Origin of the sequence: Microbacterium sp. AISO3 (assembly GCF_002204305.1) — a bacterium.
Classification (GTDB): Bacteria; Actinomycetota; Actinomycetes; order Actinomycetales; family Microbacteriaceae; genus Microbacterium; species Microbacterium arborescens.
In genome coordinates, this window is record NZ_NHRF01000003.1 from 394,468 (window position 1) to 420,064 (window position 25,597).

Here is a 25,597-nt window from a genome sequence, read left to right on the forward strand (position 1 = left end):
GGGACGCCCCCTCAGACCTCGGTGGATCGAGGACGCAGAGCTCCCCGCGCCAGCAGGTGCTGCGCGGACTGGGCGACGGGACGCATCGTCACCAGATCGAGGTTGACGTGGCCTGGTGCGTTCAGCGCGTAGGCTGCGACATCCGCCACGTCTTCGGCGACGAGCGGCTGCTCGACGCCCTCGTACAGGCGATCGGTCGCTTCCCGGTCGCCGCCGAGACGATTGAGGGTGAACTCCTCCGTGCGCACCATGCCGGGGGCGATCTCGACCACGCGGATGGGCTCACCGTTCAGCTCGAGTCGGAGCGCGTGGACGAGCATCGATTCCCCCGCCTTCGCCGCGTTGTAGCCGGCTCCGCCGGGGTAGGCCGTCTGAGCTGCGGTCGAGGTGACGTAGACGGTGTCGGCATGGCCGGCGCCTGCTGCGACAGCGCGTCGGAGCAGTGGGAGGAGAGCCGCGGTCAACCGCTGCGCCGACAGGACGTTCGCCTCGAACATCCACTGCCAGTCTTCGGCCGCACCGTCTTCGACGCGGTCGGTGCCGCGAGCCCCGCCCGCGACGTGCACGAGGGCGTGGACGTCACCGGAGGCGGCGAGGTGCTCGGTGAGTGCGGCGACGTCCGCCTCGCGGGTCAGATCCGCGGCGAATGACGCGGAGCCGACCTCGGCATCGAGCGCCTCGAGCCGTTCGGCTCGGCGGGCGACGCCGACCACCTCCCATCCCGATGCCCTCAGCGCGCGGACGACCGCCTCGCCGATTCCCGAACTCGCACCGGTGACCACTGCACGTCGCGTCATCCCTCCACCGTAGCCGTCAGGTTACGCAGCGTGTCCCGCGCATTGTCGGGCACATCCGGTTTCCGTACGCTCGACCCAGGCCGGCGACCGTCGCCGCTTCCCGACCCGATGGAGCCACGCATGTCCGCATCCGAGAACTGGCGCTTCGAGACGAAGCAGATCCACACCGGAGCCGCACCGGACCCGGTGACCAAGGCACGGGCGACGCCGATCTACCAGACAACCTCGTACGTGTTCGACAACTCCGACCACGCCGCGAACCTGTTCTCGCTGGCGGAGTTCGGCAACATCTACACGCGCATCCAGAACCCCACCCAGGATGTCGTCGAGCAGCGGCTCGCCGCACTCGAGGGCGGCACCGGCGCTCTCCTCGTCGCGTCGGGTCAGGCCGCCGAGACCTTCGCGATCCTCAACATCGCCGAAGCCGGAGACCACTTCGTCGCCTCGAGCTCGATCTACGGCGGCACGTACAACCTGTTCAAGTACACGCTCGCCAAGCTCGGCATCGAGGTCACGTTCGTCGAGAACCAGGACGACCTCGAGGAGTGGCGCCGCGCGGTGCGCCCCAACACGAAGCTCTTCTTCGCCGAGACGATCGGCAACCCGCAGATCAACGTCCTCGACATCCGCGGCGTCTCCGACGTCGCCCACGAGGCCGGTGTGCCGCTCATCGTCGACAACACGATCGCCACGCCCTACCTCATCCGCCCCTTCGAGCACGGCGCCGACATCGTCGTGCACTCCGCCACGAAGTTCCTCGGCGGGCACGGCACGGTCATCGGCGGCGTCATCGTCGACGGCGGCAGCTTCCCGTGGTCCGAGCACTCGGAGCGCTTCCCGGGCCTCACGACGCCCGACCCCTCGTACCACGGCGCCGTATACACGCAGGCGGTCGGCGACGGCCTCGCCTACGTCATCAAGGCCCGCGTGCAGCTGCTGCGCGACCTCGGCGCCGCGATCTCGCCGCAGAGCGCCTGGCTGCTCATCCAGGGCATCGAGACGCTGTCGCTGCGCATCGAGCGCCACGTGCAGAACGCGCAGGAGATCGCGGAGTGGCTCGAGAACCACGACGACATCGCGTCGGTGAACTACTCGGGCCTGCCGACCTCGCCCTGGTACGCCGCTGCCAACCGCTACGCCCCGAAGGGCGTCGGCGCGGTGCTGTCATTCGAGCTGAAGGGCGGCGTCGCCGCCGGACGCGCGTTCGTCGACTCGCTCCAGCTCTTCAGCCACCTGGCGAACATCGGCGACGTGCGCTCGCTCGTCATCCACCCCGCATCCACGACCCACTCGCAGCTGACCCCGGAGCAGCAGCTCACGACCGGTGTCACCCCGGGCCTCGTCCGCCTGTCGGTCGGTCTCGAGAACATCGACGACCTCAAGGCCGACCTCGAGCAGGCCCTCGCGGCCGCGCGCAACGTCGTCGAGGCGGCGCGCGCCTGATCGTTCCTCCTCAGAACGACCGGATGCCCCGGCCCACCGTGAGCGGTGGTGCCGGGGCATCCGTCGTTCGCGGGGCCGTCAGTCGGCGTCGGTGGCCGTGGTGATCTCCTCGCCCTGAACCTGCTCGCGGTCGTTCTTCGCCTTGTCGCCACGGGTCTTGGCGAGGCTCGCTACGGTGGCGACCGCGACGGTGGCGGCGATGAACAGCAGCGAGAACCAGATCGGGATCTCAGGAACCCACAGCAGCGGCTCGCCGCCGTTGATGAACGGCAGCTCGTTGACGTGGAGCGCGTGGAAGACGAGCTTCACACCGATGAAGGCGAGGATGACGGCCAGTCCCTGCGCGAGGTAGACCAGACGCTCCAGCAGACCGCCGATGAGGAAGAACAGCTGGCGCAGGCCCATCAGGGCGAAGGCGTTCGCCGTGAAGACGATGTACGCCTCGTTGGTCAGACCGTAGATCGCGGGGATCGAGTCGACCGCGAAGACGAGGTCGATGAAGCCGATCGCGATGATCACCAGCAGCATCGGGGTGACGAACCGCTTGCCGTCCTTCTTCACCGTCAGCTTGTCGCCGTTGTACTCGTCGGTCACGGGGAGGTGGCGGCGGACGAAGCGCATGAACTTGCCGTTGGCCGGGTCGGAGTCACCGTGCGAGAAAGCCTGACGGTAGGCGAGGAACAGCAGCAGCGCGCCGAAGATGTAGAAGATCCACGAGAAGTTGTCGATGAGGGCCGCGCCGATGGCGATGAACGCGCCGCGCATGATGAGCGCGATCACGATGCCGATCATTAGCACCTTCTGCTGGTACTTCTTCGGCACCGCGAAGCCGGTCATGATGATGAGGAAGACGAAGAGATTGTCGATCGACAGCGCCTTCTCGGTCAGGTAGCCGGCGAAGTACTCGCCCGCGAACACCCAGCCCCAGCCCGGCACGAAGCCGATGACCACGCCGAAGATGAGCGCGAGGCCGATGTAGAACGCCGACCAGCGCGCGGATTCGGCGATCGTCGGCTCGTGCGGCGTGCGCACGTGCGCGAAGAACTCGTACACGAAGAAGGCGATGGTCACCGCGATGGTGATGATCCACACGAGCGGAGTGATGTCCACGAAGGCTCCAAGGGGTCGACAGTAGCGAACGGCCAGGTCTCCTTCATCCCCGGAGGGACCGGCGTCCCGGAATCCGACGTCGGATCCGTAATGACGAGAGCGCCGCAGGCGGAAGTACTCCCCTTGCTTCGCGGTATCTTACGCGACGATCGTGACGCCCAGCGCATCTACTCTGAAGCGATGGACGCCGCTACCTCCCGCCGCTACCATTCGTTCGCCGACTGGGCCCGGGACAGCTCGCCGATCTACGCCGAATGGGCCACCGAGATCGCGGGCGACGACGAGCTCACCGAGCGGATCGCGCTGCTCGGCGAGCGCCGCGGTCAGCCGAACCTCGTCTTCGCCGCCGCACGCTGGGCCGGCTGCGGACTCGAGCCGTTCGCCGCGTGGCGCGAACGCCTGGTCTCGGAGTGGGAACGGGTCGCCGCCATCACGGCGGAGCGCCGCACGCAGACCAACGAGGTCGGACGCTGCACCACCCTCCTGCCTCCCCTTTCGCGCATCGACGGCCCGATCGCCCTGCTCGAGACCGGCACCGCCGCCGGCCTCTGCCTCTATCCCGATCGGTACGCGTACGAGTACTCGTCTCCCGGCTGCGAGCACCCCCGGACCATCGTGCCCGCGGGACCCGATGCCGCTCCGCGCCCGCTGCTGCGCTGCCGCATCGACGATCCCGACGCCGTGCCCGACTCCCTCCCCGACGTCGTCTGGCGCGCCGGCATCGACCTCGCCCCGATCGACGTGCGCGATACGGACGCGGTCTCCTGGCTCGAGACGCTCGTCTGGCCGGGCTCCGTTCACGACGAGCGCGTCGGTCGGCTGCGGGCAGCGGTCGAGGTGGCCCGGGCCGACCCGCCGCGCATCGTCGCCGGCGACATCCTCGACCGCCTCCCCGAGGTCGCGGCCGAAAGCCCTCCCGACGTGACGCTCGTCGTGTTCCACAGCGCGGTGCTCCTGTACCTCGATGCCGACGAACGGCGCCGCTTCGCCGACCTCGTGAGCACCCTCGGGAAACGGGTGAACCGCCGCGTCGTCTGGATCTCGAACGAGACGGCGGGCACCCTGCCGGAGATCGACGGACGGATGCCGCGGCGCGTCGACACAACCGGCAGCTTCGTGCAGACGGTCGACGGGGTGCCGGTCGCACTCGCGGGCCAGCACGGCGCGACCTACGAGGTGTCTCCGTTCCGGTCGTGACGTAACACGCGAGCAGCGTGCGCCCGCACCCGGGAGAATGGCTCGCATGGACTGGCAGACCTCCGAGGACACGGTGCCGAGCGCGCCGATCACGGAGGCCGATGCGCGCCTGCTGCGCGGACGGCCACCTGCCACGGGCGCCTGGCGCGACGGCGACCCCGTCGGGCACCGGAGCTTCGGGGTCTTCGGTCCGCTCTCCACCGAGAGCGGTGAGCAGCTGCCGAGCTTCCGCCTCGCCTACGAGACGTGGGGCGAGCTCTCACCCCAACGCGACAACGCCGTGCTGGTGCTCCACGCGCTCACCGGCGACAGTCACCTGCGCGGCGAGGCGGGCCCGGGTCATCCGACGGCCGGCTGGTGGGAGGACATCGTCGGTCCGGGTCTGGCCATCGACACCGACCGCTGGTTCGTCGTCGCGCCCAACATGCTGGGCGGTTGCCAGGGGTCGACGGGCCCCTCGTCGATCTCGTCCGACGGCTACGAATGGGCGGCACGCTTCCCGTACCTCACGATCCGCGACCAGGTCGCCGCGCAGGTCCGGCTGGCCGACGCCCTCGGGGTCGAGGTCTGGGCCGCGGTCGTGGGCGGATCGATGGGCGGCATGCACGCGCTCGAGTGGGGCGTCGGGCACCCCGAGCGCCTGGAGCGACTCGCCATCCTCGCCGCCCCGCCCGTCAACACCGCCGACCAGATCGCGTTGAACTCCGTGCAGCTCGAGGCCATCCGCATCGACCCGCGGTTCCAGGACGGCGAGTACTACGACGCGGCCGACGGCGACGGCCCCCACCGCGGCCTCGCACTCGCGCGCCGCATGGCTCTGCTGAACTACCGCAGCCCGACCGAGCTGAACCTGCGCTTCCAGCGCACGTGGCAGTCGGGCAAGAGCCCCCTCGGTCTCGGTGGACGCTTCGCGGTGGAGAGCTACCTCGACTTCCACGGCAACAAGTTCACGCGACGATTCGACGCGAACAGCTACATCACTCTCGTCGAGGCGATGAACTCGCACGACGTCGGTCGCGACCGCGGCGGGATCGAAGACGCCCTGGCGCGCGTCACCGCCCGCACCCTCGTGCTGGGCATCGACTCAGACCGGCTGTTCCCCGTCGAGGGGCAGCACCGCATCGCTCGCGGCATCCGATCGACCATCGACGACGCTGCGGTGGTGATCTCGAGCGACTTCGGTCACGACGCGTTCCTCATCGAGACACCGGTCGTCGGCGCCCATCTGCGACGGCTGCTCGAAGGCTGACGCCTCAGCGCGTCGGTGCGGGCGCGTCGGGCCGCGGTGTGCGGGACGACGTCCGCCGTCGCGCACGAGCCTCGACGGCGAAGCTCGTGCAGGCGACCCCGAATCCGGCGAGGGCGAGGACGACCCCCACCCATACCGGCGCGACGTATCCGAGTCCGGCGGCGATCGCGGCCCCTCCGAGCGCCGCGCCCAGCGCGTTGCCCATGTTGAGGGCCGAGTGGTTCAGCGCCGCAGCGATGGACTGATTGTCGCCCGCGACATCCATCAGGCGCGTCTGGATCGTCGGACTCAGCGCCGCGGAGAAGAACCCCACGAGAAAGACGAACAGGCCCACGGTCACGATCCAGCCGGCAGTCAGTGCGAGGAGCGCCTGGATCAGGGCGAGGGCGACGAGACCGCCGAGGAGGCTTCCGCGCAGGTCGCGGTCGGCGAGCCTGCCGCCGACGAGGTTTCCGATCGTCATGCCGACTCCGGCCACGACGAGCACGATGGGCACGGCCCACTGCGGTGAACCGGCTGCCTCGGTGACGAGGGTCGCGACGTAGCTGTACACCGCGAAGAAGCCGCCGAAGCCGATCGCGCCGATGCCGAGGGCGAACCACACCTGACCGATACCGAAGACCCGCAGTTCGGCGCGCAGGGTGCGCGACGGCTCCCCCGCGTGCTGCGGGACCGTCAGGGCGATCGCCACCGTGGCCAGCGCGAAGATCGCCGCGACGACGAGGAACGCGGCCCGCCATCCGAACTGCTGACCGAGGAACGTGCCGAGCGGAACACCCACGACGTTGGCGATGGTGAGGCCCGTCAGCACGAACGCCACGCCCTGCGCGCGCTTGCCCGGCCCCAGGACGTCGGCGGCGACGAGCGCGCCGATGCCGAAGTAGGCGCCGTGCGGGAGCGCCGCGAGGAACCGGGATGCCGCGACGAGCTCGAACGTCGGCAGCACGAGCGTCAGCGCGTTGCCGACGGTGAGGGCGAGCGCGAGGAAGACCATGACCCGGTGGCGCGGGTACTTCGCCACGACACCCGCGATGGTCGGAGCGCCGACCACGACGCCGGCGGCGTAGAGCGTGATGAGCCACCCCGCCTGGGCGATCGCCGCTTCCGGATCGCCCGCGTAGACGGAGGGCAGCAGCTCGCCGGCGATCTCGGGCAGCAGGCCCATGACGACGAACTCGGTCATCCCGATGCCGAAGCTGCCGATCGCGAGCGAGAGCAGGGCCCGGCGGGCGGTCGGGCGAGAAATGGCGGGCGTCGTCACTCCGGGAGCGTAGCGCCGCCCTCGCCCTCGTGTCGAATCGATTCGAGTGCGCCCTCGAGGCGCTCGATCTTGCCGTCGAGCTCGCCGCTGTATCCCGGCCGGATGTCGGCCTTCAGCACGAGCGAGACACGCGACCCGAACGGGAGCACCGCCTCGGTGGCCCGCTTGACGACATCCATCACCTCGTCCCACTCCCCCTCGACCTCGGTGAACATCGAGGTGGTGCGGTGCGGCAGGCCGGATGCCCGCACGACGGCCACGGCCGCGGCGACGGCATCGTGCACCGAGCCGTCGGGATTGCTGCCGGTGCCACTGGGAGCGACGGAGAAGGCGATGAGCATGATGGACCTCCGGATCAGGCGGGAACGGACGAGGGCGTTCGGACGGGAACGCGGACGAGCCGCACCACCATCCAGACGCCGAGGACGACGAGCAGGACGTTGCGCACGGTGAGGATGCCCACACCCAGGGGATGCGCCGACAGCACCTCCCCGTAGAACACCGGGTAGACGAGCTGCGTGAGCGCACTGAGGACGAGCACCAGGATCGCCGGGCGCGCCCAATCGCGGCGCGCGACGACGAGCCCGAGCACGACGGGCGGGACGAGCCAGCACAGGTACTGCGGCGACCCGACCTTGTTCAGCACGATGAACACGGTGACGATCGCGAGCGCCGCGACGGGCAGAAGATCCTTCACCGCGGCGCCGCGGCGCACCTTGACGGCGGCGACGACCGCCACGGCTCCCACGCCGATCATGAGGATCGGAGTCATCGCCGCGATGACCGGATCGATCTCGGTGCCGGTCACCTGGAACGTCAGGATCTCCGTCGAGTAGTAGACGAAGAAGCCCGGGATGCCGAGCATCTGCCCCCACAGGTAGAACATGCTCACGGGCGCCTCGACCTGCAGCCCGCGCCCGGTCTGATCGCCGATGAACCCGAGCGCATGGTCGAGCCCACCGGCGACGACGACGGCCGCGAGCGTCGCGACCGAGACGACGAGCCCGGCACCGACGAGCGCCCACCGCTGCCGGAGCGCCACGACGGCGGCCGCGATGATCGCCGCCGGCCAGACCTTGATCCACGTCGCGACCGCCAGCAGGATGCCGGCCAGCCACGGCCGGCCGCGTAGCCACAGGCAGCCCATGACGGCGAGCGCGACGGTGACGGCATCGAGCCGGTAGAGGCCGACCGGGCCGAGGAGCAGGATGGCGGCGAGCCAGAACCACGCCGCCGTCACGCGTCCGCGCGACCGCGCGCGCCCCACGAGAACCGCGAAGGCGAGGGCGTCCAGCGCCGTGACGAAGATCGCCCAGCCGACCGTGTAACCGGCGATCCAGGCGAACCCGTGGGCCAGGACGAGCGGGATGAGCGCGAGCTGGGGATAGACCCAGTCATCGTCGATCCCGACGATGCCCTCACCGGAGAGCGCCCGCTGGGACCAGGGTTCGTAGACGAGGTAGACATCCCCCATCGGCTGGTTCGGCAGCACGAACCCGAGCACCGAGACCACGACGTGGACGAGCGCGAACGCGACCCACAGCGTTCCCCGTCTCGACACCGTCACATCCTACGGTGAGCGCCTCGCAGCCCGCCGGTGGCGTCAGCGCGCGGCCGGGTCTCCTCCGGAGAGCAGCTCGTCGATCACGGCGGGTACGGCCTCAGCGACGTCCAGCGCTGTGATGGGGCCGGGACCGGCACCGCGACCGGCATGCCCGTGGATGTACGCTGCCGCGGCGGCGAGCGGACCCAGGGCGGCGGCATCCAGATCGTGCTGAGCACCCCGGGCCGCCACGACCGCTCCCAGGATGCCGCCGAGCACGTCACCGGTGCCCGCGGTGGCGAGCCACCCCGTGCCGGCCCGGACGACGGCGGTCCATCCGTCGGGAGCCGCGACGACGGTCTCGGCCCCCTTGAGCAGCACGGCGATGCCCGCCGCGGCCGCAGTCTCGCGGGCGGCAGCGATGCGGTCGGCGAGTGACGTCGGTGTCACCTCGTCGAGGCCGAGCAGCGCACGCAGGCGCGCGTGCTCGCTCTGGTGCGGCGTGACGACGAGCGGGGCGGTCGCGCCCGGGACCAGGTCGAGGGCCCCGGCGTCGACGACGACGGGGAGGTCGCCCTGCAGCAGCTCCCCCAGCCGTGCGGTCTCGGCGGCGGGCCGGGTCGCGGCATCCGTCCCCGAACCGATCAGCCACGCCTGCACGCGTCCGGGCGCGGTCACGGTCTCGGGTCGGCGCTGCAGCACGAGGTCGGCGGGACGCTCGGGGCCCAGGTAGCGGACCATCCCGATGCCGGTCCGCCACGCGGCCTCGACGCCGAGCACGGCGGCTCCCGGATACTCCTGCGATCCGGTTCGCACACCGAGCACCCCGCGGGAATACTTGTGGTCGTCGGCAGTTGGCTTGCGCAGGAGCGCGACCGTGTCGCGCGCATCCCATTCGTGGATCTCGACCATGGCGCCACCCTATCGGCGCCCCGAAGGAGCCCGGCGTGAGCCAGTTGTTCAGCCCCCTGACCATCCGAACCGTCGAGGTGCGCAACCGCCTCTGGGTCGCCCCCATGTGCCAGTACTCGGCGCAGGACGGCATCCCGAACGACTGGCATCACGTCCACCTCGCGCAGTTCGCGTCGGGCGGTGCCGGACTCGTCATGGCCGAGGCCACCGCGGTTGTGCCCGAGGGGCGCATCACCCCGGAGGACACCGGCATCTGGAACGACGAGCAGCGCGACGCCTGGCGCCCGATCGTGACGGCGATCCACGACCGCGGGGCGGTGGCCGCGATCCAGCTCGCGCACGCGGGCCGCAAGGCGTCGACCTATTCGCCGTTCGCCGCCGAGCGCGGGACCGTGCCGGAGGCGGAGGGCGGCTGGCAGGCGCTCGCCCCCTCGGCCGTCGCCTTCGACGGCTACGCCCGGCCCGACGAGCTCGAGCGCGCCGAGATCGACACCCTCGTCACCGCGTTCGCCGACGGAGCACGCCGTTCGATCGAGGCCGGCTTCGACGTGCTCGAGATCCACGCCGCGCACGGCTACCTGCTGCACGAGTTCCTGTCGCCGTTGTCGAACCGGCGCACCGACGAGTACGGCGGCTCGCTCGAGAACCGCGCACGGCTCCTGCTGCGCATCGTCGAGGCGGTCCGCGCCGCGGCACCTGACGCTCCGCTGTTCGTGCGCTTCTCGGCGACCGACTGGGCCGAGGGCGGCTGGGATGTCTCCGGCACGGCGACGGTCGCGGCCTGGGCGCACGTGCGCGGCGCCGACTTCGTCGACGTCTCGAGCGGAGGGCTCGTCGCGCACCAGCGCATCACGACGGGGCCCGGCTACCAGGTGCCCTTCGCCCGAGAGATCCGCGAGACCACCGGCCTCCCCGTCAGCGCGGTCGGCGAGATCACGACCGGGACCCAGGCCGAGGAGATCCTCGCCGCCGGAGCGGCCGATGCGATCATGGCCGGCCGCGAGTGGCTGCGCGATCCGCATTTCGGGCTCCGCGCAGCCGACGAGCTGGGCGAGGACGCCGCGATCTGGCCGCCGCAGTACGTCCGCGCACGGCGCCGCTGAGCTCGCGTCGACGCCCCTCCCGGCTCAGGCCCAGCGAGGTGCGCGGCGCGTGGCGTCGTGCACCTCGCCGATGAGCTCCTCGATGATGTCCTCGAGGAACAGCACCGCGGTCGTCCGCCCCTCGGCATCCCGAACCTGCGCGAGGTGGCGGCTCGACCGACGCATGAGGGCAAGTGCGTCCTCGAGGTCGGTCGTCTCGGCGACCGGCACCATGAGGTGGATGCGCTTGGACTTGATCGGCCGCGACGCCGCGCCGTCGGCATCCTCCGCCTCTCGCAGCACGTCCTTGAGGTGCACGTACCCGACCGGCTGGTCGGTGTCATCGACGATGACGTAGCGCGAGAAGCCGTGCCGCGCGACGGCACGCTCGACGTCCTCGGGGGTCGCCGTCTCGGGCAGCGTGACCAGCTCACCGAACGGCACGGCGACATCCGCCGCCTTCTTATCGGTGAACTCCACGACGGCTGCGACCGTTCCCGACGCATCGTCGAGCACGCCTTCGATCCGGGATGTCGCCACGATGGTGGCGACCTCGTCGAGCGTGTACGTCGAGGTCGCCTCGTCCTTCGGCTCGACCCGGAACAGCCGCACGGCGTGATTGGCGATCCAGTTCAAGGCGACGATGATCGGGTAGAAGACCCGCGAGACCCAACGCAGCGGCGTCGCCAGCAGCAGCACGGCACGGTCGGGCAGCGAGAAGGCCAGGTTCTTCGGAACCATCTCGCCGAACACGACGTGCAGGTACGACACGACGATGAGGGCCACGGCGAAGGCGACGACGTCGACGACGGCCTCGCCCCACCCGGTGAGCCCGAGCGGCACCGCCAGCAGGTGGTGGATCGCCGGCTCCGAGACGTTGAGGATCACCAGCGAGCAGATCGTGATGCCCAGCTGGCACGTCGCGAGCATGAGGGTCGCGTGCTCCATCGCCCACAGCGCGGTCTTCGCCGAGCGCGACCCCTTGTCGGCGAGGGGCTCGATCTGCGAGCGGCGCGCGGAGATGACCGCGAACTCGCTCGCGACGAAGAACGCGTTGAAGGCCAGCAGCACGACGAGCCAGGCCAGTCCCGCCCAATCGTTCATCGACGATCACCGTCCTCGCGTCGCGGGGCCGGTCGCATCGGCTCGACCGCGGACCCGGCGGGTGCTTCCTCGGACACGGGGGTGGGCTCGAAACGCACGCGGTCCACCCGTCTGCCGTCCATCCGCTGCACGGTGAGCGTGCCGTCGTCGATCTCGACGGTGTCGCCGACGACCGGGATCCGCTCGAGCACGCTCATGACGAAGCCGCCGACGGTGTCGTAGACGTCGCCCTCGGGAACCCGGATGCCGGTGCGGTCGAGCACCTCATCGGGACGCAGCTCCGCGGGGAAGACGATGCCTCCGGCGACCCGCAGGACGCCGGCGCGGTTGCGGTCGTGCTCGTCGAGCACCTCGCCGACGATCTCCTCCACGAGATCCTCGAGGGTCACGACACCGGCTGTGCCGCCGTACTCGTCCACGACGATCGCCATCTGGTAGCCCCGGGCGCGCAGTTCGCCGAGGACGGCGTCGAGGTGCACGGCCTCGGGCACCCGCAGCGGCTCCTCCGCGATGGCGGCGGCAGGGACGTCGGCGCGGCGCTCGCGCGGGACGCTGACCGCCTGCTTGACGTGGACGATGCCGGTGATGTCGTCCATCGAGTCGCCGAACACCGGGAATCGGCTGTGGCCCGTGCGCCGCGCGAGCTGGATGACGTCCTCGACGCTGTCTCCCGCGGCGACCGCATGCAGGCTCGGGCGCGGCGTCATGACGTCGGCCGTCGTCAGCCGGGCGAAGGTGAGCGAGCGATCGAGCAACGAGGCGGTGTCCTTCTCGAGGACGCCCGCACTCGCCGACCGGCGCACGAGGCTCGACAGCTCCTCCGCCGAACGGGCACCCGACAGCTCCTCCTTGGGCTCGACGCCCATCGAGCGGAGCACCCCGTTCGCGCTTCCGTTGAGCACCGTGACGGCCGGACGGAACACGGTCGTGAAAAGCGTCTGGAACGGGATGACGAGCTTCGCCGTCTGTCGCGGGATCGCCAGGGCGAAGTTCTTCGGGACGAGCTCGCCGAGGATCATCGAGAAGATCGTCGCGATCGAGACGCCGACGACGGCGGCGACGGGGCGCGACACGGTCTCGGGCCAGCCCCACGCCTCGAACACCGGTGACAGCAGGTTCGAGATCGCCGGTTCCATCGTGTAACCGGTGAGCAGCGTCGTCAGGGTGATGCCGAGCTGCGCGCTCGACAGGTGCGTCGAGGTGATCCGCAGCGCCGCGATCGTCATCGACAGGCGCGATTCACCCGCCGCCTGGCGCGCCTCGAGATCAGCTCGATCGAGGTTGACGAGCGCGAACTCGCTCGCGACGAACAGACCGGTGCCGACGGTCAGCAGGAGCCCCACGCCCAGCATGACGAAATCCATCAGGCGTCACCCCCGATCGGTCGGGGTCGGCGGGGCGAGGGTCGGCAACTGGGAGGGTCGTCCATCGTGCGCCCGATCTTACGCCTGTCGGGCCTGCCGGGCGCAGCCGCGAGAATCGACCCATGACGGATTCGACGAGCGCGCCGGGGAACGTGGAAGACCGAACGACGGGTATCGGCGAGAGCCGCGGCATCCGTGTGCGTCCGTTCGTGCCGGCCGATGTCGAGTCGTACCGGAGATGGCTCCAGCCCGATCAGGACTGGCATCGCTGGGACGGCCCCTACTTCCCCAAGCTCGACGGCGCGGGGGTGGATGCCGCGTGCGCGCGGCTCGCATCCAGCATCGCCGACGGATCGTACGCCGCGCACGCCCCGTTGACGCGGGCGGTCATCGTCACGACGGACGATCCGGCGACGATGCTCGGCACCGTCTCGTGGCACTGGGAGTCGGAAGCCTCGGATTGGCGTCGGATGGGCCTGACGGTCTACGACCCGGGGCAGCGCGGCCGCGGGGTGGGTACCGCGGCCCTGCGCATCTGGACCGACTACCTCTTCCGCACCACCTCCGTGGTCCGGCTCGACTACGCGACCTGGTCGGGGAACGAGCGGATGCTCGCTGTCGGCCGTCGTCTCGGTTTCGCCGAGGAGGCGCGCTTCCGCGACGCGCGCGAGGTGCGCGGCCGACGTTACGACTCGGTGGTCATGGGTGTGCTGCGCGACGAATGGGAGTCGTCCGGCCGCGGGCCGTCGCGGGCGGCGAGCCCTACCAGCTGACGGGGAGCGCCTTGCCCTCTTCGTAGCCGGCGGCCGACTGGAGGCCGACCGTCGCGCGCTCGTGGAACTCTGCGACCGTCGCGGCTCCCGCGTAGGTGAACGACGAGCGCACGCCCGAGGTGATCATGTCGAGCAGATCCTCGACGCCCGGGCGCAGCGGGTCGAGGTAGATCCGCGACGACGAGATGCCCTCGGCGAACAGCTCCTTGCGGGCTCGCTCGTAGGCGTCGAGGCGTCCGAACCGGCCGACGACGGCCTTCGTCGAAGCCATGCCCCACGATTCCTTGAACGCGCGCCCCTCCTCGTCGAGCTGCACCTCGCCGGGCGACTCGATCGTGCCGGCGAACCACGAGCCGATCATGACGGATGCCGCACCCGCGGCGAGCGCCAGCGCCACGTCTCGGGGATAGCGGACTCCCCCGTCGGCCCAGACGTGGGCCCCGCGCTCCGCGGCCGCCTGGGCGGTCTCGAGCACGGCGGAGAACTGCGGCCGCCCGACAGCCGTCATCATGCGCGTCGTGCACATCGCCCCGGGCCCGACGCCGACCTTGAGGATCGTCGCTCCCGCCTCGACGAGGTCGGCGACGCCGTCGGCCGTGACGATGTTCCCCGCGACGATCGGCAGACCGAGGTCGAGCGCTGCGACCTCGCGCAGCGCGCGCAGCATCCCCTCTTGATGCCCGTGGGCGGTGTCGACCACGAGCACGTCCACGCCCGCGGCGGCGAGCGCCTGCGCCTTGGCCGCCGCGTCGCCGTTGATGCCGATCGCCGCCGCGACGATGAGACGCCCGTCGCCGTCGACGGCGGGGCGGTAGATCGCGGTGCGCAGTGCGCTGCGGCGCGACAGCGTGCCCACGAGCGCTCCCTGGTGGAGCATCGCGACGACGGGGACGTCGGCCGCGTCGATGAGGTCGAAGGCGGCGCGAGGATCGGAGACGTCGTCGGCATCGATCGCGGTGGCGCGCCCGCGAACGAGGTCGCCCAGGCGGGCGTCCGGCAGCGCGGTGGCGAGGCGGGCGGCCGGAACGATCCCGGTGATGTCGTCGATGCGCAGCGTCGCCGCCGACGGGTCCGCGACGACGATCCCGTGCCCGTCCAGCGCGGGAAGGATGCGGGATGCCTCGGCGACCGTGGCATCCGGTGAGAGCACGATCGGGGTGTCCCAGGCGACCGGCTGGTCCTTGACCCAGCGGATGGCGGCATCGAGGTCCTGCAGCGGCATGTCCTGCGGCAGGACGCCGAGCCCGCCCCGGCGCGCGAGCGTGGCGGCCAGGCGGGGACCGGTGACGGAGTTCATGTTCGCCGACACGATCGGCAGTGTGGCGGCGGTGCCGTCGCCGGGAGCGAGGTCGACGTCGAGCCGACTCGTGATCGCCGACCGGCGGGGCACGAGGAAGACGTCGGAGTACGTCAGGTCGACCGTGGGCTCAGCACCGGAGAAACGCATGCTCCCTACGCTACGCCGCTGACCCGGCAGACAGCCGGGCATGCGCCGGGGCGGCCGCGGCCGGTCGTCGGCGGGCTCGATCACGATGCGATACCACGGGCGCCGTCGCGGCATCCGGCCCGTTGATCTGGGCTACCCTAGGAGACTGTGCGCGGCGGCGGACCACCGCCGTGAGAACTGATCTTCACCGATGAAAGCAGGCGATCTGCCGTGTCCAGCCAGGCGACCGGAATCGGAACCTCGAACGACGGAGAGTTCGGGGCGAACGAATGGCTCGTCGCGGAACTGTATGAACAGTTCCGCGAAGACAAGAACTCGGTGGACAAGGAGTGGTGGCCGACGCTCGAGGCCTACGCGGCTCACATGAACGGCGGCGCCTCCCAGCCCGCCGCATCCGCACCGGCGAAGCCCGCCGAGGCCGCTCCCGCGCAATCGGCCCCCGCGCAGCCCGCCGCGGCCTCCCACCCCGTGACGGCGCCCGTGCCGACGGTCGGCTCGCAGCCGGTCGCGCGCACGACGGCCCGTCCCGCCGCCGCCCAGCCGGTGCCCGCCCAGGCTCCCACGACGCCCGCCGCCGAGGTGGAGCAGCGCGAGGATGTCGTCACCCCGCTGCGCGGTATGCCGAAGACTCTCGCCGCCAACATGGACGACTCGCTCACGGTCCCCACCGCGACGAGTGTGCGCACGATCCCCGCGAAGCTGATGATCGACAACCGCATCGTCATCAACAACCACATGGCGCGCACGCGCGGCGGCAAGATCAGCTTCACCCACCTCATCGGCTGGGCGCTGATCCAAGCGCTCAAGGCCTTCCCGAGCCAGAACGTCTCCTACGCCGAGGTCGACGGCAAGCCGTCGGTCATCGCGCACGCGCACGTCGGCCTCGGCATCGCGATCGACCTCCCCAAGCCCGACGGCACCCGCGCGCTCATGGTGCCGAGCATCAAGCGCGCCGAATCGCTCAGCTTCGGCGAGTACCTGGCCGCCTACGAGGACCTCGTCAGCCGGGCCCGCAAGAACAAGCTGACCGCGGCCGACTTCCAGGGCACCACGATCTCGCTGACCAACCCTGGCGGCATCGGCACGGTGCACTCGGTTCCGCGGCTCATGCGCGGTCAGGGCAGCATCATCGGCGCCGGCGCGCTCGACTACCCTGCCGAGTTCCAGGGCTCGAGCGAGAAGACGCTCGTCAACCTCGGCATCGGCAAGACGATCACGCTGACGAGCACCTACGACCACCGCGTCATCCAGGGCGCGGGCTCGGGTGAGTTCCTCAAGACCGTCCACGAGCTGCTCATCGGCAAGAACGGCTTCTACGACGAGATCTTCGCCGCGCTGCGCATCCCCTACGCGCCCATCCAGTGGTCGACCGACATCAACGTCGACCTCGCCGAGCGCGTCGACAAGACCGCGCGTGTGCAGGAGCTCATCAACTCCTACCGCGTGCGGGGCCACCTCATGGCCGACATCGACCCGCTCGAGTACCGCCAGCGCACGCACCCCGACCTCGAGATCGAGCAGCACGGGCTGACCTTCTGGGACCTCGACCGCGAGTTCGTCACCGGCGGGTTCGGCAGCAAGCGCGTCATGAAGCTCCGCGAGATCCTGGGCGTCCTGCGCGACTCGTACTGCCGCACGATCGGCATCGAGTACATGCACATCCAGGACCCCGAGCAGCGCAAGTGGTTCCAGGACAACGTCGAGGTCAAGTACCAGAAGCCCGGTCACGACGAGCAGCTGCGCATCCTCGGCAAGCTCAACCAGGCCGAAGCGTTCGAGACGTTCCTGCAGACCAAGTACGTCGGTCAGAAGCGCTTCAGCCTCGAAGGCGGCGAGTCGCTCATCCCGCTGCTCGACGAGGTCCTCCAGGGCGCGGCGCGCACCGGACTCGAAGGGGCCGCGATCGGCATGGCCCACCGCGGCCGCCTCAACGTCCTGACGAACATCGCCGGCAAGACGTACGGACAGGTCTTCCGCGAGTTCGAGGGCTCCGTCGCGATCGGCTCGAAGAGCGGCTCCGGCGACGTCAAGTACCACCTCGGCACCGAGGGCACCTTCGTGGGCGACGAGGGCGACGAACTGCCGGTGTACCTCGCCGCGAACCCGTCACACCTCGAGACCGTCGACGGCGTCCTCGAGGGCATCGTCCGTGCCAAGCAGGACCGCGGTCCGATCGGGTCGTTCTCGTGGCTCCCGATCCTCGTGCACGGCGACGCGGCGTTCGCCGGCCAGGGGGTCGTCGTCGAGACCCTGCAGATGTCGCAGCTGCGGGGCTACCGCACCGGCGGCACCGTCCACGTCGTGGTCAACAACCAGGTCGGCTTCACGACGCTCCCCCTCGACGCCCGCACCTCGGTGTACGCGACCGACGTGGCCAAGACCATCCAGGCGCCGATCTTCCACGTCAACGGCGACGACCCCGAGGCCGTCGTCCACGTCGCCCAGCTGGCGTTCCGCTACCGCCAGGAGTTCAAGCGCGACGTCGTGATCGACCTCGTCTGCTACCGCCGCCGCGGCCACAACGAGGGCGACGACCCCTCGATGACGCAGCCCCTCATGACGAACCTCATCGAGGCGAAGCGGTCGGTCCGCCGGCTCTACACCGAGTCGCTCGTCGGACGCGGCGACATCACCGAGGAGGAGTACGAGCAGGCCAAGCGCGACTTCCAGGATCGCCTCGAGGTCGCCTTCGCCGAGACGCACGCCGCCGAGACCGGCGCGTCCGGCCCGGTGGGTCTGTCGGGCCCGATCGACCAGGCCGTCGGCGCCCCCGAGACGACGGGTGTCGGCGAAGACGTCATCCGGCAGATCGGCGACGCGTTCGTCAACGCCCCCGAGAACTTCACCGTGCACGGCAAGCTCAAGCAGCTGCTCGACAAGCGCCACGACATGAGCCGCAACGGCAACATCGACTGGGCGATGGGCGAGCTCTTCGCGTTCGGATCGCTGCTGATGGAGGGCACCAACGTCCGCCTCGCCGGGCAGGATGCGCGTCGCGGCACGTTCGTGCAGCGCCACGCCGTCCTGCACGACCGTGCGAACGGCCAGGAGTGGCTCCCGCTCGCGAACCTGTCCGAGAACCAGGGCCGCTTCTACGTCTACGACTCCCTGCTGAGCGAGTACGCGGCCATGGCGTTCGAATACGGTTACTCGGTGGAGCGGGCGGATTCGCTGGTGCTGTGGGAAGCGCAGTTCGGCGACTTCGCCAACGGCGCCCAGTCGGTCATCGACGAGTTCATCTCCTCGGCCGAGCAGAAGTGGGCGCAGCAGTCGGGCGTCGTCCTGCTGCTCCCCCACGGCTACGAGGGCCAGGGACCGGACCACTCGTCCGCTCGCATCGAGCGCTACCTGCAGATGTGCGCGCAGGACAACATGACCGTCGCTCGCCCCTCGACGCCGGCGTCGTACTTCCACCTCTTGCGCCGCCAGGCGTACGCGCGTCCGCGTCGCCCGCTCGTGGTGTTCACCCCGAAGGCGATGCTGCGCCTGCGCGGCGCCACGAGCCCCGTCGAGGACTTCCAGAAGGGCAAGTTCGAGCCCGTGATCGACGACACCGCGATCTCCGACAAGAGCGCGGTGAAGCGGGTGCTGCTGCACTCGGGCAAGATCCACTGGGATCTGAAGTCCGAGCTCGACAAGAAGCCGAACCCCGCCATCGCCCTGGTGCGTCTCGAGCAGTTCTACCCGGCGCCGATCGACGAGCTGAAGGCGGTCCTCGCGGGCTACCCGAACGCCGAGGTCGTGTGGGTTCAGGACGAGCCCGAGAACCAGGGAGCGTGGCCCTTCATCGCGCTCGAGGCCGCCGCGAAGCTCGACGGCCGCGCGGTGCGCGGCATCACCCGGCCCGCAGCGGCATCGACGGCGACCGGTTCGCCCAAGGTGCACGCGGTCGAGCAGGCCAAGCTCATCGAGCAGGCGCTCACCCTCTGACTCAGGGGTTGACGAAAGGGGCGGACGTGCGAAGAACGTCCGCCCCTTTCACGTTGCCCGTGGCGGCGTGATCGGCCGATCGGGCGGGATCAGCGCCGCTCAGGCGTGCGCGGCCTCCTGGGCCTGCCGGAGGCGTGCCAGCACCTGGTCGCGGAGCTCTTCGGGGGCCGATTCCCGGCAGGCGCGGGCGACGACCTCGGTGAGCGTACGCGAGACCAGAGCCTCGTCACGACATGCCGGGCACGACTCGAGGTGCTCACGGATGTCGGCGTGCTCGGTCTTGCAGACCTCGTTGCGCAGGTACTCTTCCAGGTCGCGTCGCGCCTTGTCGCAGCCGCAGTCACTCATTTCTTGCTCCTCGTGGGGGGCGTCGCGATGCCCCGCTCCTTCGCGTAGTCGGCCAGCAGGTCACGTAGGAGGCGTCTGCCACGGTGCAGACGGCTCATGACCGTGCCGATCGGGGTTTTCATGATGTCGGCGATCTCCTGGTAGGCGAAGCCCTCGACGTCGGCGAGGTACACCGCCAGCCGGAAATCCTCGGGGATCGACTGCAGAGCATCCTTCACCGCGGATGCCGGCATGTGGTCGATCGCTTCGGCCTCGGCGGAGCGACTGCTGGATGCGGTGGTCGATTCCGCACCGCCCAGCTGCCAGTCCTCGAGGTCGTCGATGGTGCCCTGATAGGGCTCCCGCTGCTTCTTGCGGTAGGTGTTGATGTAGGTGTTCGTCAGGATCCGGTACAGCCACGCCTTGAGGTTCGTCCCTTGCGTGAAGGAGGACCACGAAGCGAAGGCCTTCACGAACGTCTCTTGGACCAGGTCTGCCGCGTCGGCCGGGTTGCGGGTCATCCGCATGGCCGCCGCGTACAGCTGGTCCATGAACGGGAGCGCCTGCTCCTCGAATTGGGCGCTCGGATCCGTGACCGCTTGCTCTTCCATCAGCGGCCAGTCTACGTGGGCGTCCCACGGCACGACTGTGGGATCGGCGAGTGCGATCATGGACTCCCTTCCTCCGTGTTTCGAACATCCTCGACAGGACGAACGGGTTCGATACTGTGGAAACCCATGACCCCCGCCGCGTATTCCCCCCGTCCCGCCGACATCGGCGCGCCGTGGCGCGCTCCCGTCGCCGATGCCCCCGTCCGAGCCGAGGTCGCCGTCCCCGGGTCCAAGTCGATCACCAACCGCGAGCTGGTGCTCTCCGCCCTGGCCGAGACGCCCTCCCGCCTGATCGCGCCGCTGCACTCCGACGACTCCGCACGCATGATCGACGCCCTGCGGGCTCTGGGAGCCCACATCGAGGCCGTGCCCGGCGATGGCCGATTCGGCCCCGACCTCGTCGTGACGCCGTTCGGCGAGGAAGTCGGCGACGCCGTCGTCGACTGCGGTCAGGCCGGCACCGTCATGCGCTTCGTTACTCCCCTGGCGGGCCTCGCCCGCGGTGAGGTCACCGTCACCGCTCACGAGAGCGCGCTGCACCGCCCGATGGCCGAGATGATCCGCAGCCTTCGCGAGCTCGGCGTCGACATCGACGACGGCGGCCGGTGGACACTGCCCTTCCTTGTCCACGGCCACGGCCACGTCCGCGGCGGCGAGGTCACGATCGACGCGAGCGGGTCGAGCCAGTTCGTCTCGGGCCTCCTGCTGGCCGCGCCTCGCTTCGACGTCGGCCTGCGGCTCGTGCACGACGGCCACCGCCTGCCGAGTCTTCCCCACATCGACATGACGGTCGAGGCCCTCGGCCACCGCGGGGTCGTCGTCGAGCGACCGAGCGAGCGGGAGTGGCTCGTGCCGGCCGGTCCGCTGCGCGGCAAGGAGCTCACGATCGAGCCCGACCTTTCCAATGCGGCTCCGTTCCTGGCCGCCGCCGTCCTCACCGGCGGCCGTGTCACCGTGCCGCACTGGCCCGTGCACTCGACCCAGCCGGGTGCCCTGCTGGCCGACATCCTCACCGAGATGGGGGCGCGCGTCACGCGACGCAGCGGCGTGCTCGCCGTCACCGGAACCGGCGAGATCCGAGGAGTCGATCTCGACCTGTCCGCCGCGAGCGAGCTGACCCCGTCGCTGTTCGCCCTGGCAGCGTTCGCGGATTCGCCGAGCACGCTTCACGGCATCGGGCACATCCGCGGCCACGAGACCGACCGCATCGCCGCCCTCGTCGGCAATCTGCGTGCGCTCGGCGGTTCGGCTGAAGAGCTCGAAGACGGCATCCGGATCACGCCGGCGCCCCTGCGCGGCGGACTCTGGCGGGCTCACCACGACCACCGGATGGCGACCGCCGGTGCCATCATCGGACTGCGCGTGCCGGGGGTCGAGGTCGACGACATCGGCACGACCGCCAAGACGATGCCCGAGTTCCCCGAGCTGTGGGCCGAGATGCTCGCGGACGACGTGCGGGTCGACGGGTGAGCTGGCTCGGCGGCGACGACGACCTCGACGAGGAGTACGACGAGTCCGATATCCGGATGCGTCCGAATCCGAAAGCGAACCGACCCCGCACGAAGCGGCGCCCTGCCCACAGCGACGCGCAGGTGGCTCGCGTCGTGGGCGTCGACCGCGGCCGCTACACCGTGCTCATCGACGAAGACGGCGACGACGAGCACACCGCTCTCGCGGTGCGCGCGCGTGAGCTGCGCAAGCAGCCGATCGTCAGCGGCGACCGGGCACGAGTCGTCGGCGACGTCTCGGGAGACGAAGGCACCCTCGGCCGCATCGTCGGCATCGAACCACGCACGACGCTGCTGCGGCGCAGCGCAGACGACACCGACCAGGTCGAGCGGATCGTCGTGGCCAACGCCGACCAGATGGTCATCGTCGTGGCCGCAGCCGACCCCGAGCCGCGCCCGCGACTGGTCGACCGATACCTCATCGCTGCGCTCGATGCCGGCATCCACCCCCTGCTCGTGGTGACGAAGACCGACCTCGCCGACCCCTCGGCGTTCCTCGCGCACTTCGAGGGCGTCGACGACCTCGAGGTCCTCACGAGCGGACGGGGCCGGATGCCGGTGGCCGAGCTCGGGGCGAGGCTCGTGGGCCATGCGACGGTGTTCGTCGGCCACTCCGGCGTCGGCAAGTCCACGCTCGTCAATGCCCTGGTGCCGACCGCGGCTCGGGCGACCGGGCACGTCAACGAGGTCACCGGGCGCGGCCGGCACACGTCGAGCTCGACGGTGTCGCTGCGGTACCGCGGGCCGGAGGGACGCGGGTGGGTCATCGACACGCCGGGCGTGCGCTCGTTCGGCCTCGGACACGTCGATCCGGCCAACATCCTCGCCGCCTTCACCGACCTCGCCGCCGTCGCCGAGGAGTGTCCGCGCGGATGCACCCACCTGCCCGACGCACCCGACTGCGCCATCATCGAGGCGGTCGCAGCGGGGCGGCTCGGAGAACGCGGACCGGCCCGCCTCGATTCGCTGCAGCGTCTGCTCGGCACGTTCTCGGCCGGTGTCGACCCAGCCGTACGTCGTTCTAGGCTGGATTCATGACGCGTCTGGAACCGGGCGACCTCGCCCCCGCATTCACCCTCGACGACCAGGACGGATCGGCGCTGTCGCTGGCGGACCTGCGCGGACGGCGCACGGTCGTCTTCTTCTACCCCGCGGCGATGACCCCGGGCTGCACGCGCGAGGCGTGCGACTTCCGCGACAGCGTCGAGTCGCTGCGAGCCGCGGGCATCGAGGTCATCGGGATCTCGCGCGATGACGAGGCGAAGCTGCGGCGCTTCCGCGAGCAGGAGCAGCTGACCTACCCGCTGCTGAGCGACCCCGACCACGCGGTCCACGAGGCGTACGGCGCGTGGGGCGAGAAGATGAACTACGGCAAGACCGTCGAAGGGGTGATCCGCTCGACCTTCGTCATCGACGCCGACGGCCGGATCGAGCACGCGCTCTACAACGTCAAGGCCACGGGCCACGTCGCCCGCGTCCGGACGCTGCTCGGCCTGGCCTGACGGAGGCGGGCCGGCCTCAGGCTTCGCCGCGATCGCGCGCCGCGCGCCGCGTGGCGGCCACGAGGAGCACGAAGCCGACGATGCCCGGTACCGCGATGAGCACAGCGGTACCGGCGTCGGCGTACTGTCCCGTGGCAGCTCCGAGAGCGACAGCCAGGATGAGCAGCTGCGCCACGATGCCTCCGGATCGGCCCCACGAGACCCGGCGCCAGACGGAGACGGCGAAGGCAACGAGGGCGGCCGCACCGATCGCCGTCAGGACGATGAGCGCCACCGAGCTCGGCACGTCGATCGTGTCGCCGCCGACGAGAGCGACGATCTCCCATCCGACGACCGCCAGCAGCGCGGCGGCCTCGGCGGCGAGCACAGCTCCCGCGATGCGTTCGACAGCAGAAGGGGCCATGGCATCCGACCTTCGGTCCGGGCCGCACGAAACCGATATTCACGGCCCGGCGGCGAGCAAATACGCAGTTCACCCTTGATTCATCTGTCCGGGCTATGGGACGATAGACCAAGCCGTGTGCTCCCACAGCGAAGTGGGGCGAGCATCCGCTCGCACACTTAACCAGGGTACCGGACTACCCGAGTCCGGCCTGACAGAATCACCACCCCAAGGAGCACCACATGGATTGGCGCGATAAGTCTGCCTGCCTGACCGTCGACCCCGAACTCTTCTTCCCCGTGGGCAACACCGGCCCCGCCGTCGACCAGATCGAGAAGGCGAAGGCCGTCTGCGCCCGTTGCACGGTCACCGAGATCTGCCTGCAGTACGCCCTCGAGACCGGCCAGGACTCGGGCGTCTGGGGAGGCCTCTCCGAAGACGAGCGCCGCGCACTGAAGCGCCGCGCCGCACGCGCACGCCGCGCCTCCTGAGGCGCTCTCCGCTCTCGGCGTCGCCGACGCGGCGCCGAGGCACCGCGGTCGGCGAGACCGACCGCCCCGCTCAGCTCGCGTCTCGCTCGATGTAACGCAGCGGGATGTCGATAGTCACCTCGGTGCCGCTCCCGACGAGCGTGTGCCAGTCGATCGTCCCGCTGAGCTCGCCCTGGATCAGCGTGCGAACGATCTGCGTGCCGAGGCCGCGCCCGACCTGACCCTCCGGCAGTCCGCTTCCCGAGTCGCGTACCTTGACCTCGAGGCGCTCCGCCGAACGTTCCGCGACGATCTCGACGTCGCCCTCGGTGCCGGCGAGCCCGTGCTCGACGGCGTTCGTCACGAGCTCGGTGAGCGCGAGAGCGAGAGGTGTGGCGTACTCGCTGGGCAGGGTCCCGAAGCGGCCGGTCGACCGGGTCCGGGCGCGGGTGTTGGGGGCTGCGGCCACCTCGGCGACGAGCTTGAGCACCCGTGCGAAGACCTCGTCGAAATCGACGTTCTGCGCGAGTCCCTCTGAGAGGGTGTCGTGCACGACGGCGATGGCCGAGACGCGACGCATGGCCTGTGTCAGCGCGTCGCGCGCCTCCTCCGAATGCGTCCGGCGGGCCTGGATGCGCAGGAGCGACGCGACGGTCTGCAGGTTGTTCTTCACCCGGTGGTGGATCTCGCGGATCGTCGCGTCCTTGGTGATGAGCTCCTGCTCCTGATGACGGATCTCGCTGACGTCACGGCACAGCACGATCGCACCGATGCGGGTCCCGTGGTCGCGCAGCGGGATCGTCCGCAGCGAGACGGTCACTCCGCGCGCCTCGATGTCCGCGCGCCATGGTGCACGGCCGGCCATCACGATCGGCAGCGACTCGTCGAACTCGCGTTTGCTGGGGAGGATGGCCGTCGCGACCTCGATGAGGGGCTCCCCCTCGAGCTCGTCCTCGAAGCCCAGCCGGTTGAAGGCCGACAGCGCGTTCGGGCTGGCGAAGGTCGTCATGCCGTCGACGTCGAGCCGGATGAGTCCGTCGGATGCGCGCGGCGCACCGCGACGCGGCGCGGTCGGGGCATTGAGGTCGGGGAAATCGGACGAGGCGACCATTCCGAACAGGTCGTCGGCGCAATCGTTGAACGTGATCTGCTGACGCGACGGCGTCCGCGCCTCACCGAGGTTCGTGTGCCGCGTGAGCACACCGACGACGTGCGCGGGGCGCCCCTCGGCGGCCCGTTCCCGCACGATGGGCACCGCTCGCACGCGCGTCGGAGTCTCTTCGAACCAGTCGGGTGAGGCGGAGTCGACGATGCGCGCCTGGGTGAAGGCGTCCTTCACCTGCGTACGCCACTGCGGCCGCACCCGATCGCCGACGATGTCGCGGTAGAACAGCGTCGCCGCTCCCCCGGGCCGGGTGTGCGCGACCGCGATGAACGAGTCGTCCGCCGTGGGCACCCAGATGACGATGTCCGCGAACGCGAGATCGGCCAGCAGCTGGCCGTCACCGGCGAGGCGGTGCAGCCACTCGACATCGGCGTCGGTGGACAGTCCTTGAGCATGGACGAGATCGCTGAGGGTCGACAC

Annotated in this window: 23 protein-coding genes; 10 read left to right on the forward strand and 13 right to left on the reverse strand. The window is 70.2% G+C overall.

All coding sequences use genetic code 11. The features are described from left to right. Window positions 1-11: 11 nt before the first annotated feature. Window positions 12-797 carry an SDR family oxidoreductase gene (locus CBF90_RS07105; RefSeq protein WP_172407799.1) on the reverse strand — a complete coding sequence of 262 codons (786 nt, stop codon included), beginning with the start codon at window positions 795-797 and terminating at the stop codon, window positions 12-14. Between the two features lie 120 nt (window positions 798-917). Between CBF90_RS07105 and CBF90_RS07110 the strand changes: the two genes are divergently transcribed. Continuing rightward, the gene (locus tag CBF90_RS07110) at window positions 918-2,240 is read left to right on the forward strand and encodes a bifunctional o-acetylhomoserine/o-acetylserine sulfhydrylase (protein ID WP_023955310.1); all 1,323 of its coding nucleotides are present in this window, start codon (window positions 918-920) and stop codon (window positions 2,238-2,240) included. A 78-nt stretch (window positions 2,241-2,318) separates the two neighbouring features. On the opposite strand, the gene CBF90_RS07115 is transcribed toward CBF90_RS07110, so the two are convergent. Further along, a complete protein-coding gene (locus tag CBF90_RS07115) occupies window positions 2,319-3,350 on the reverse strand; it encodes a TerC family protein (RefSeq protein ID WP_023955312.1) in 1,032 nt (343 codons plus the stop codon). Between the two features lie 180 nt (window positions 3,351-3,530). On the opposite strand from CBF90_RS07115, the gene CBF90_RS07120 reads away from it, so the two are divergent. Then, window positions 3,531-4,547: a DUF2332 domain-containing protein gene (locus CBF90_RS07120; RefSeq protein WP_088380236.1), complete on the forward strand. Its 1,017-nt coding sequence runs from the start codon at window positions 3,531-3,533 to the stop codon at window positions 4,545-4,547. A 46-nt stretch (window positions 4,548-4,593) separates the two neighbouring features. Further along, entirely contained in the window at window positions 4,594-5,796 is a 1,203-nt protein-coding gene (locus tag CBF90_RS07125) for a homoserine O-acetyltransferase (RefSeq protein WP_088380237.1), read from the forward strand. Window positions 5,797-5,800: 4 nt separating this feature from the next. On the opposite strand, the gene CBF90_RS07130 is transcribed toward CBF90_RS07125, so the two are convergent. Genes CBF90_RS07130 through CBF90_RS07145 form a run of 4 tightly spaced genes read right to left on the reverse strand, consistent with a single transcriptional unit; the run spans window position 5,801 to window position 9,512 of the window. Further along, window positions 5,801-7,057 carry an MFS transporter gene (locus CBF90_RS07130; protein WP_277921429.1) on the reverse strand — a complete coding sequence of 419 codons (1,257 nt, stop codon included), beginning with the start codon at window positions 7,055-7,057 and terminating at the stop codon, window positions 5,801-5,803. Next, window positions 7,054-7,398, reverse strand: a complete 345-nt coding sequence (locus tag CBF90_RS07135; RefSeq protein ID WP_064955652.1) for a thiamine-binding protein — start codon at window positions 7,396-7,398, stop codon at window positions 7,054-7,056. The genes CBF90_RS07130 and CBF90_RS07135 overlap by 4 nt, the downstream gene beginning before the upstream one ends. A 14-nt stretch (window positions 7,399-7,412) precedes the next feature. Continuing rightward, window positions 7,413-8,618, reverse strand: coding sequence for a glycosyltransferase family 87 protein (locus CBF90_RS07140; RefSeq protein WP_242435611.1), 1,206 nt, complete (start codon window positions 8,616-8,618; stop codon window positions 7,413-7,415). Between the two features lie 42 nt (window positions 8,619-8,660). Next, window positions 8,661-9,512 (reverse strand): ADP/ATP-dependent (S)-NAD(P)H-hydrate dehydratase, encoded by an 852-nt coding sequence (locus CBF90_RS07145; RefSeq protein WP_023955323.1) that lies wholly within the window; start codon window positions 9,510-9,512, stop codon window positions 8,661-8,663. A 35-nt stretch (window positions 9,513-9,547) separates the two neighbouring features. Between CBF90_RS07145 and CBF90_RS07150 the strand changes: the two genes are divergently transcribed. Continuing rightward, on the forward strand, window positions 9,548-10,615 hold the full coding sequence (locus tag CBF90_RS07150; protein WP_088380238.1) for an NADH:flavin oxidoreductase/NADH oxidase: 1,068 nt from the start codon (window positions 9,548-9,550) through the stop codon (window positions 10,613-10,615). 24 nt (window positions 10,616-10,639) lie between these two features. On the opposite strand, the gene CBF90_RS07155 is transcribed toward CBF90_RS07150, so the two are convergent. Further along, window positions 10,640-11,698, reverse strand: coding sequence for a hemolysin family protein (locus tag CBF90_RS07155; protein ID WP_023955328.1), 1,059 nt, complete (start codon window positions 11,696-11,698; stop codon window positions 10,640-10,642). Next, window positions 11,695-13,062 carry a hemolysin family protein gene (locus CBF90_RS07160; RefSeq protein ID WP_088380239.1) on the reverse strand — a complete coding sequence of 456 codons (1,368 nt, stop codon included), beginning with the start codon at window positions 13,060-13,062 and terminating at the stop codon, window positions 11,695-11,697. Before CBF90_RS07160 ends, CBF90_RS07155 begins: the two co-directional genes overlap by 4 nt. 122 nt (window positions 13,063-13,184) lie before the next feature. Here CBF90_RS07160 and CBF90_RS07165 point away from each other — a divergent pair, with 122 nt between their 5' ends. After that, complete coding sequence (locus tag CBF90_RS07165) at window positions 13,185-13,835, forward strand: GNAT family N-acetyltransferase (protein WP_083990522.1); 651 nt, start codon at window positions 13,185-13,187, stop codon at window positions 13,833-13,835. Here CBF90_RS07165 and CBF90_RS07170 read toward each other — a convergent pair. Continuing rightward, window positions 13,825-15,282, reverse strand: a complete 1,458-nt coding sequence (locus CBF90_RS07170; protein ID WP_023955334.1) for a GuaB1 family IMP dehydrogenase-related protein — start codon at window positions 15,280-15,282, stop codon at window positions 13,825-13,827. The genes CBF90_RS07165 and CBF90_RS07170 overlap by 11 nt on opposite strands. 210 nt (window positions 15,283-15,492) lie before the next feature. On the opposite strand from CBF90_RS07170, the gene CBF90_RS07175 reads away from it, so the two are divergent. Further along, window positions 15,493-19,212 (forward strand): multifunctional oxoglutarate decarboxylase/oxoglutarate dehydrogenase thiamine pyrophosphate-binding subunit/dihydrolipoyllysine-residue succinyltransferase subunit, encoded by a 3,720-nt coding sequence (locus tag CBF90_RS07175; protein WP_172407800.1) that lies wholly within the window; start codon window positions 15,493-15,495, stop codon window positions 19,210-19,212. Between the two features lie 99 nt (window positions 19,213-19,311). Here CBF90_RS07175 and CBF90_RS07180 read toward each other — a convergent pair whose 3' ends face one another. Further along, window positions 19,312-19,560, reverse strand: a complete 249-nt coding sequence (locus tag CBF90_RS07180) for a zf-HC2 domain-containing protein (RefSeq protein WP_088380240.1) — start codon at window positions 19,558-19,560, stop codon at window positions 19,312-19,314. Next, on the reverse strand, window positions 19,557-20,150 hold the full coding sequence (locus CBF90_RS07185; RefSeq protein WP_197690566.1) for a sigma-70 family RNA polymerase sigma factor: 594 nt from the start codon (window positions 20,148-20,150) through the stop codon (window positions 19,557-19,559). Before CBF90_RS07185 ends, CBF90_RS07180 begins: the two co-directional genes overlap by 4 nt. A gap of 126 nt (window positions 20,151-20,276) precedes the next feature. On the opposite strand from CBF90_RS07185, the gene aroA reads away from it, so the two are divergent. From aroA to bcp, 3 genes are read left to right on the forward strand one after another with little or no spacing between them, the layout of a single operon-like run. Continuing rightward, complete coding sequence (gene aroA, locus CBF90_RS07190) at window positions 20,277-21,620, forward strand: 3-phosphoshikimate 1-carboxyvinyltransferase (RefSeq protein WP_088380241.1); 1,344 nt, start codon at window positions 20,277-20,279, stop codon at window positions 21,618-21,620. Then, on the forward strand, window positions 21,617-22,696 hold the full coding sequence (rsgA, locus tag CBF90_RS07195) for a ribosome small subunit-dependent GTPase A (RefSeq protein ID WP_064955658.1): 1,080 nt from the start codon (window positions 21,617-21,619) through the stop codon (window positions 22,694-22,696). Before aroA ends, rsgA begins: the two co-directional genes overlap by 4 nt. Next, entirely contained in the window at window positions 22,693-23,160 is a 468-nt protein-coding gene (bcp, locus tag CBF90_RS07200) for a thioredoxin-dependent thiol peroxidase (protein ID WP_023955346.1), read from the forward strand. The genes rsgA and bcp overlap by 4 nt, the downstream gene beginning before the upstream one ends. A 16-nt stretch (window positions 23,161-23,176) precedes the next feature. On the opposite strand, the gene CBF90_RS07205 is transcribed toward bcp, so the two are convergent. Further along, complete coding sequence (locus CBF90_RS07205; protein ID WP_088380242.1) at window positions 23,177-23,563, reverse strand: histidine kinase; 387 nt, start codon at window positions 23,561-23,563, stop codon at window positions 23,177-23,179. A gap of 221 nt (window positions 23,564-23,784) precedes the next feature. Here CBF90_RS07205 and CBF90_RS07210 point away from each other — a divergent pair, with 221 nt between their 5' ends. Continuing rightward, window positions 23,785-24,033, forward strand: a complete 249-nt coding sequence (locus CBF90_RS07210; protein ID WP_023955350.1) for a WhiB family transcriptional regulator — start codon at window positions 23,785-23,787, stop codon at window positions 24,031-24,033. A gap of 70 nt (window positions 24,034-24,103) precedes the next feature. Here the strand turns inward: CBF90_RS07210 and CBF90_RS07215 are convergent, their stop codons facing one another. Next, window positions 24,104-25,597 (reverse strand): sensor histidine kinase, encoded by a 1,494-nt coding sequence (locus CBF90_RS07215; RefSeq protein ID WP_036305931.1) that lies wholly within the window; start codon window positions 25,595-25,597, stop codon window positions 24,104-24,106.